Origin of the sequence: Kitasatospora sp. NPDC057738 (genome assembly GCF_042798815.1) — a bacterium.
GTDB lineage: Bacteria > Actinomycetota > Actinomycetes > Streptomycetales > Streptomycetaceae > Kitasatospora > Kitasatospora lactacystinica.
Map to the genome: position 1 here is coordinate 24,732 of NZ_JBHVJT010000102.1, position 5,843 is coordinate 30,574.

The window sequence follows — 5,843 nt, forward strand, 5'->3', positions numbered from 1 at the left end:
CTCCTCCGCGGGGGGGAGCCTGGTAGCTGCTCGGCCATCCCGCGCGCCCCCCCCCCCCCCTCTCGTCCGCCCCGGGCGTGCGGCGGCTCCGGCGGCTGCTGCCCCAGGAAGCGGACGGGCCGGTTTCGGCCAGTCGCGCCGACGGTGGATACATCCGATCGCATCTTCGGCATGCTGACCGCACCGATTGTTCGAGATGCGACGAAGGAGAAGGCCATGCGTCGAATTGCGGCTCTGGGAACCGGTGCGGCGCTGCTGGTGGCCGCCGGTGTGATGGCGGCGCCGGGGGCGTCGGCGACCTCGTACTGCAGCACCACCCAGGGCACGAACTGGGGGTCGGTGAGCTGCCAGACCACCGCCACCAAGAACCACTGGCAGCTGGTGCTGGTCTGCAACAACGACAACGTCAAGGGCAACCAGACGACGGTCTTCGGCTCCTGGCACATGGGCAACGGGAGCGACACCCTCTACTGTCCGACCGGCTACAGCTCCGCCTACACCAAGGTCAACAACGACAACTGACCCACCGCACACGGGTGTCGGCCGTCGTCGCGGCGACGGCCGACACCCCGGCGCCTGCGGGGTCCCGGGGGCCGGTCCGCTCACGTCATCGTGTAGCTGAAGTTCGACTTGAAGGAGTTCATGGAGCCGACCGCGATGGTCTCGCAGGCCGTGTAGAACTGATTCTCGTCGTTGGGGTCGAAGCCGTTCGCGGACACGAGCTGGGCCAGTGACCTGAACTCCTGGAGGATGCGGGCGTTGAGCTCCGCGTCGGGCTCCTTGCTGTCGCGGTGGTACTGCGAGTCCGCCGATCCGCCGCCGGTCTTGGCGAACAGGGTGAACCGGTTCATCGCTTCGTGGAGCGTGGCCGTCTCACCGGTGACCACCTTGTTGAACGCCGCGACGGCCGCGGTCGGGTTGGCGGCGGCCCGGCGGAACTCGGCGCCCTGGATGATGGCCACGATCTTGGCGCAGTACTTCTGCGCGTCCTTGGGCAGATCGTCGAACGGCTTGCTGCCGCTCTCCGACAGCGCCTTGATGAACCGGTTCGCCAACTGCTGCTCCGTGAGCCCCGAGTTGGTCCTGGCCAGGTCGAACAGCTGGGAGTAGTCGCCCTCCTGCACGCTGCCGAGGACGAAGTTCCCGCCGGCGCCGATGGTGTAGGAGGCGCCGTCCTCCACGTCGCTGTACGTGAACGGGTTCACCATCGCCTGCCGGTTGCGGAACGCCTCCAGATCGAGGCCGACCCCGCGCAGGGACAGCCGCCGGCGCACTTCCTTGTGGCGCTTCATCTGCTCCTCGTCGGAGATCGTCAGCGCGTGCTGGAAGCCCCCGGTGGCGATCGCGGCGGGGGTCACCGGCGCCAGGTTCTGCCCGCTCGCCGCCCGCACCCGGGCGTGGGCCGCGTCGATGAGCTTCTCGTACGAGGTGAAGTGTTCGGTCTCGTCCGCCTCGGCCATCCTCCCGATCTCGGCCAGGATCGCCTGCTTGTCCGCCGCCGGCAGTCTTTTGTGACGCTCGGCCTTCCACTGGACCTTCTCGGTCTCCTCCGCCGTGCTGAGGGTTCCCCTGGCGACGGTGACGACCCGCTGCACCGCCGCGGCCGCCCCGCCCGGTACCGCCCCGACCGGGGCACGGTCCGCGCGGCCGGGCGAGTCCGGGACGGCGACGGCCCGCTGCACCGGCGCCGCCATCACCCGGCGCGCGGTCGCCTCCGCCTCGCGCTCGAAGCGGTCGGACGGGTCGCTGACGCGCAGGCCGTTGCCGTGGTCCGTGCCGGCCACCGGGCCGTTGCGCTGCTGGATCACATGGGTCAACTCGTGGGCCAGGGTGTGCTTGTCCGCCCCTCCGGCACCGAGGACGACATGGCTGCCCGAGGTGTAGGCGCGGGCGCCCACCTCCTGCGCCGAACGCTGCGCGGCCGTGCCGGTGTGCACCCGCACGTCGGAGAAGTCCGCCCGCAGCCGCTGCTCCATCTCCTCCCGCAGCCCGGCGTCGAGCGGCCGGCCCGGCGACCCGAGGACCCGGTGCACGGAGGAGCGCTGCACGGGCTCCCCGCCGCCGCCCGGCTCCTGGTGGCCGCAGCCCGGGGCGTGCCGGTGGCGGGCCTCCTCGAACATCCGGGCCACGACGGCGTTGCCGACAGTGCGCTGCAGGGCGGCCACCTCCTGCGGGGACGGAAGGCCCGCCCCCGGCCGCACCGGTACGGCTGCGGTGCGGGCCGTCCGCGCGGAGTCGGCGCCCTGGCGGCCGGAGCGGGCGCCGTCCGGCGTTCTGGCGGCTTCCCGTGCGTGCATGAGGGACCCTTTCGGGGCGGAGGACGGCTCAGCCTCCTGTATACGTGCCACGGTCGGCCCCCGGCCAGGTACGCGGGGGCAGAGTCACTGCCCCCGCGGGGCAGACCCGGCCGGGCCGCCCGGCCGGCCCGGCCGGGGCAGCGCGCCCGTCGAGCCGCGTCACCCGGCCGCGGCAGCGGATCGGTGCGCGGTCCACGCGGCCCGCAGCTGGGACAGGCGCGACCGGAGCTCCGGGTCGTCCGCGCTCGACGCGACCAGGCCCGGCAGGACGACTGCCCGCCCCCGGTGCAGGCGCACCTCCAGGAGACAGTGCTCGATGCCGCGGTTGACCTCCGGCGAGACCCCGAACGACCGCACCTGCGGCCAGGTGACCACACGTGTCCTCAGCAGGGTCCGCGTGGTCAGGCCCGCGGAATCCACCGTGGTACTGCCGCAGAACGGGCCCACGAAGGAGGCGGCGACGACGTAGGCGACGATCAGGCAGAGCGTGAAGGCCGCGATCATCGCGGGATCCCGGCCCTTGGCCCCCGCGGCGAGGACGAAGGCGAGGGCGCAGGCCAGAGCGGTCGGGAAGAGGACCAAGGTCCGCCGGCCCGTCCGCCGGTACCGGATCGGCGCCTTGAAGCGGAGCTGCCCGTCGCGCCGATCGCCCGTCACGTCCTGACCCACGGCATCTCCGTCGACCCGGGCGCGGCGAGGAACCCCTCGATGCCCCACTCGGCGCCCCAGTTCCTGCCCGCCCAGTCGCTCTTGGGAGACCAGAGGGGTCGGGCCGGCTGAGGCCCCCACACCTCGGGGTCCGCGCGCACCAGCAGCTCGTCCTCCGCCGCGTAACCGCCGGTCAGCACGGTTGCCAGGAACTCCGCGAAGCCGCCGTCGAAGTGGTCGAGCCGGTCCTCGTAGAACACCGTCACCGGCCACTGCTCGGGGTCCGGACCGGTCGTCAGCCAGCAGCACTGGTTGTGGTTGCTGTTCCAGCCCCAGGACAGCAGGCCGCCCGGGTCCGGGAACACCGGGGTGGGGCCCGGCCGGTCCCACCACTGCTCCTCGCCCTCGATCTGGTCGCGGAGATCGACGTCGTTCGTGATGCGCCAGTCCGCCAGGCCGCCCGGCGCTTCGTAGAAGGACGGCTTCTCGCTCGGCGTGTACACGCCCCACTCGCCGTTCAGGTTCACCCCGCCGTACAGGTCGACGAACGCGCGGTAGTCCGAGGGCAGCTGGACCCCGAGTTCGGCGGGCGCCAGCTCCCACGGGACCCGCGCCGGGGTGTACACCGGCTCTCCCATGATCGCCCGCAGTCGGGTCCACGCCTCGGTCATCGCCCATCCTCTTGTCGGCCGTCGTCGTCGTACTGGATGCCGCACTCTAGGCGACGGTTCCGACAGGCTGCCGTCCCGCTCAGGACGCGCGCTGTGACTCCTGCCGGCTGTCGTAGTGCTCCTGGGCGGCGAGGAGCTCGTCCCCGTGCCGGCCGAACCACTGGATGAGTTCGGTCAGCGGCCCGGCCAGGCTGACACCGAGTTCCGTCAGGCTGTAGGTGACCTGGGGCGGGGTGGTGGGCGCGACACGGCGGTCGACGAGCCCGGCCCGGGCCAGTGCCTTGAGGTTCTGCGACAGCATCTTCTGGCTGATGCCACCGACTCGTTGGTGCAGCTGCGCGAAGCGGTGCGGGCCGGCGATGAGGGCCGAGACGATCAGTGTCGCCCAGCGGCTCGTCGTCTGATCGATGATCGGCCTGAGCACGCACCTGTTGTCGAAGGTGTCGTGGGCCAGGAGCCGGGCGGCCGTCGCGACGTGCTGAGTTTCCATCACGTCATGAGGTTACAAAAAAGTACGTACTTCCTCGCAGTAACCAGCTTTCCTACGGTGACTTCCGCAGGCACCAACGTTCGAGGAGTCACTGTGATCAGCAGCAACGCACGTACGGCGATCGTCACGGGAGCGTCGAAGGGCCTCGGCGCGGGGATCGCCAAGGCGCTGGCCGGGACCGGCGCGGCCGTCGTGGTGAACTACCGGGAGGACGCGGAGGGCGCCGAACGGGTCGTCGCGGGCATCACCGCCGAGGGCGGCCGGGCGATCGCGGTCCGGGCGGACGTGGCCCGCGGCGACGACGTGCGCCATCTGTTCGATCGCGCGCGCGAGGAGTACGGACCGGTCGACGTGCTCGTGAACAACGCGGCCGTCGCCGCCTTCGCGCCGCTGTCGGGCATCACCGAGGAGGAGTTCCAGCGCGAGATGACCACGAACCTGCTCGGGACGATCCTCACGACGCAGGCCCTCGCCGCGCAGGACGACATCGGCGCCGCGTCGATCATCAACGTCTCGACGGCCGGCACGCTCACCCACCCGCCGTACGCCTCGCTCTACGTCGCGTCCAAGAGCGCCGTCAACGCGTTCACCATCGTGGCGGCCAAGGAACTGGGCCCGCGCGGCATCCGGGTCAACGCGATCATGCCCGGACCGTCGGACACCGAGGGCACCAGGGCCATGGGATTCCCCGGCTCGGCCCAGGAAGCACAGGCGATCGCCGGTACCCCGCTGGGCCGTACGGGCACCCCGGACGACTACGGCCCGCTGGTGGCCTTCCTGGCCTCCGACGACGCGCGCTGGATCACCGGGGATGTCATCCTCGCTTCCGGTGGCATGCGCTGACGTCCCGTCCGTTCTGCTGCGGGCTCCGTTGTGTGCCTGGGGTCGGCACTTCCCGCGGCCGGATCGGTGAACGTCCGCAGGAGGTGCGTGCGGCCGCCTCGGCGTGGCTCGCGCAGCTGACGGGTGGCCGGCCCTGTCGCCCTCGCGGTACCCGGTCCGGGGCGGGCGTGGTGTGGCGCCCGTCGTGACGGATCCGTTCTCGAAGGGTGGGTGCCGGGCGCCGCCGCACCGGCCTCGGCGGCACCGTGATGGTGATCCACCGCTTCAAGCGCCACCGCGCGGCAGCCACGGGACGGGACACGACGAACTCGCTGTCCGCCACGAAGCAACGGTGCTGGTCGAAGCCGTCAACGAATGGCTGTGACCAGTGCTTTCGACACACGCCCTGGTGGCCGAGAGGTCGCTCGGGTCGGGGCTGCGCTGGCTCCTGTTTCCGTCGGAACGGGGCCTTGCCGAACGTCAACCGCGTTGATCGGAGCCGGCCTTCGGTGCAACGGGCGCACCTCTCGTGCCCTCGCAGAACGCTCGGTCTGGGCTGGCGTACAGGAAGTCGGCGGGGTCGACTTTTCGTGCGGTGCCGGGGCTTGGGCGTGGGTTGTTCGGGGTGGTGCGGCTCCGACCGGCCCTGTCCTTTCATCGAGCCGGTGCGCAGGAAGTCGGCGGGTCCGACTTCCTGTGCGGGCGGCTGGTCTGCGGGAGGGGTGGGGTGATCGGGTCTCAATCCACCCCAGGCGCGGGAAGTCGCTGGGGCCGACTTCCCGCGCGTGGGGTGGCCGGGTTTTGGGGCGGGGCGATCGGCGTGTGCTGCCGCGCAGGAAGTCGGTGGGGTGAGATTCCCGCGTGGTGCGAAGAGTGGTTGGGAGGGTTGGGGGGCGGCCTGGTCGGTGGTGCTGG

The 5,843-nt window shown here is 71.5% G+C and carries 6 protein-coding genes; 2 read left to right on the forward strand and 4 right to left on the reverse strand.

The annotated features are described in order from the left end of the window. Positions 1 to 216 precede the first annotated feature (216 nt). Complete coding sequence (locus tag ACFVGO_RS36185; protein ID WP_359910675.1) at positions 217 to 522, forward strand: hypothetical protein; 306 nt, start codon at positions 217 to 219, stop codon at positions 520 to 522. Between the two features lie 80 nt (positions 523 to 602). On the opposite strand, the gene ACFVGO_RS36190 is transcribed toward ACFVGO_RS36185, so the two are convergent. The 4 genes from ACFVGO_RS36190 to ACFVGO_RS36205 form a co-directional block, all read right to left on the reverse strand. Beyond that, positions 603 to 2,297 (reverse strand): DUF4157 domain-containing protein, encoded by a 1,695-nt coding sequence (locus ACFVGO_RS36190; RefSeq protein WP_380636375.1) that lies wholly within the window; start codon positions 2,295 to 2,297, stop codon positions 603 to 605. 159 nt (positions 2,298 to 2,456) lie between these two features. Next, positions 2,457 to 2,966, reverse strand: a complete 510-nt coding sequence (locus ACFVGO_RS36195; protein ID WP_380636377.1) for a PH domain-containing protein — start codon at positions 2,964 to 2,966, stop codon at positions 2,457 to 2,459. Continuing rightward, the gene (locus ACFVGO_RS36200) at positions 2,951 to 3,616 is read right to left on the reverse strand and encodes an SMI1/KNR4 family protein (RefSeq protein WP_380636379.1); all 666 of its coding nucleotides are present in this window, start codon (positions 3,614 to 3,616) and stop codon (positions 2,951 to 2,953) included. Before ACFVGO_RS36200 ends, ACFVGO_RS36195 begins: the two co-directional genes overlap by 16 nt. 79 nt (positions 3,617 to 3,695) lie before the next feature. Next, on the reverse strand, positions 3,696 to 4,106 hold the full coding sequence (locus tag ACFVGO_RS36205) for a helix-turn-helix domain-containing protein (protein ID WP_359910722.1): 411 nt from the start codon (positions 4,104 to 4,106) through the stop codon (positions 3,696 to 3,698). A 93-nt stretch (positions 4,107 to 4,199) separates the two neighbouring features. Here ACFVGO_RS36205 and ACFVGO_RS36210 point away from each other — a divergent pair, with 93 nt between their 5' ends. Then, positions 4,200 to 4,949: an SDR family NAD(P)-dependent oxidoreductase gene (locus tag ACFVGO_RS36210; protein ID WP_380636381.1), complete on the forward strand. Its 750-nt coding sequence runs from the start codon at positions 4,200 to 4,202 to the stop codon at positions 4,947 to 4,949. Positions 4,950 to 5,843 lie beyond the last annotated feature (894 nt).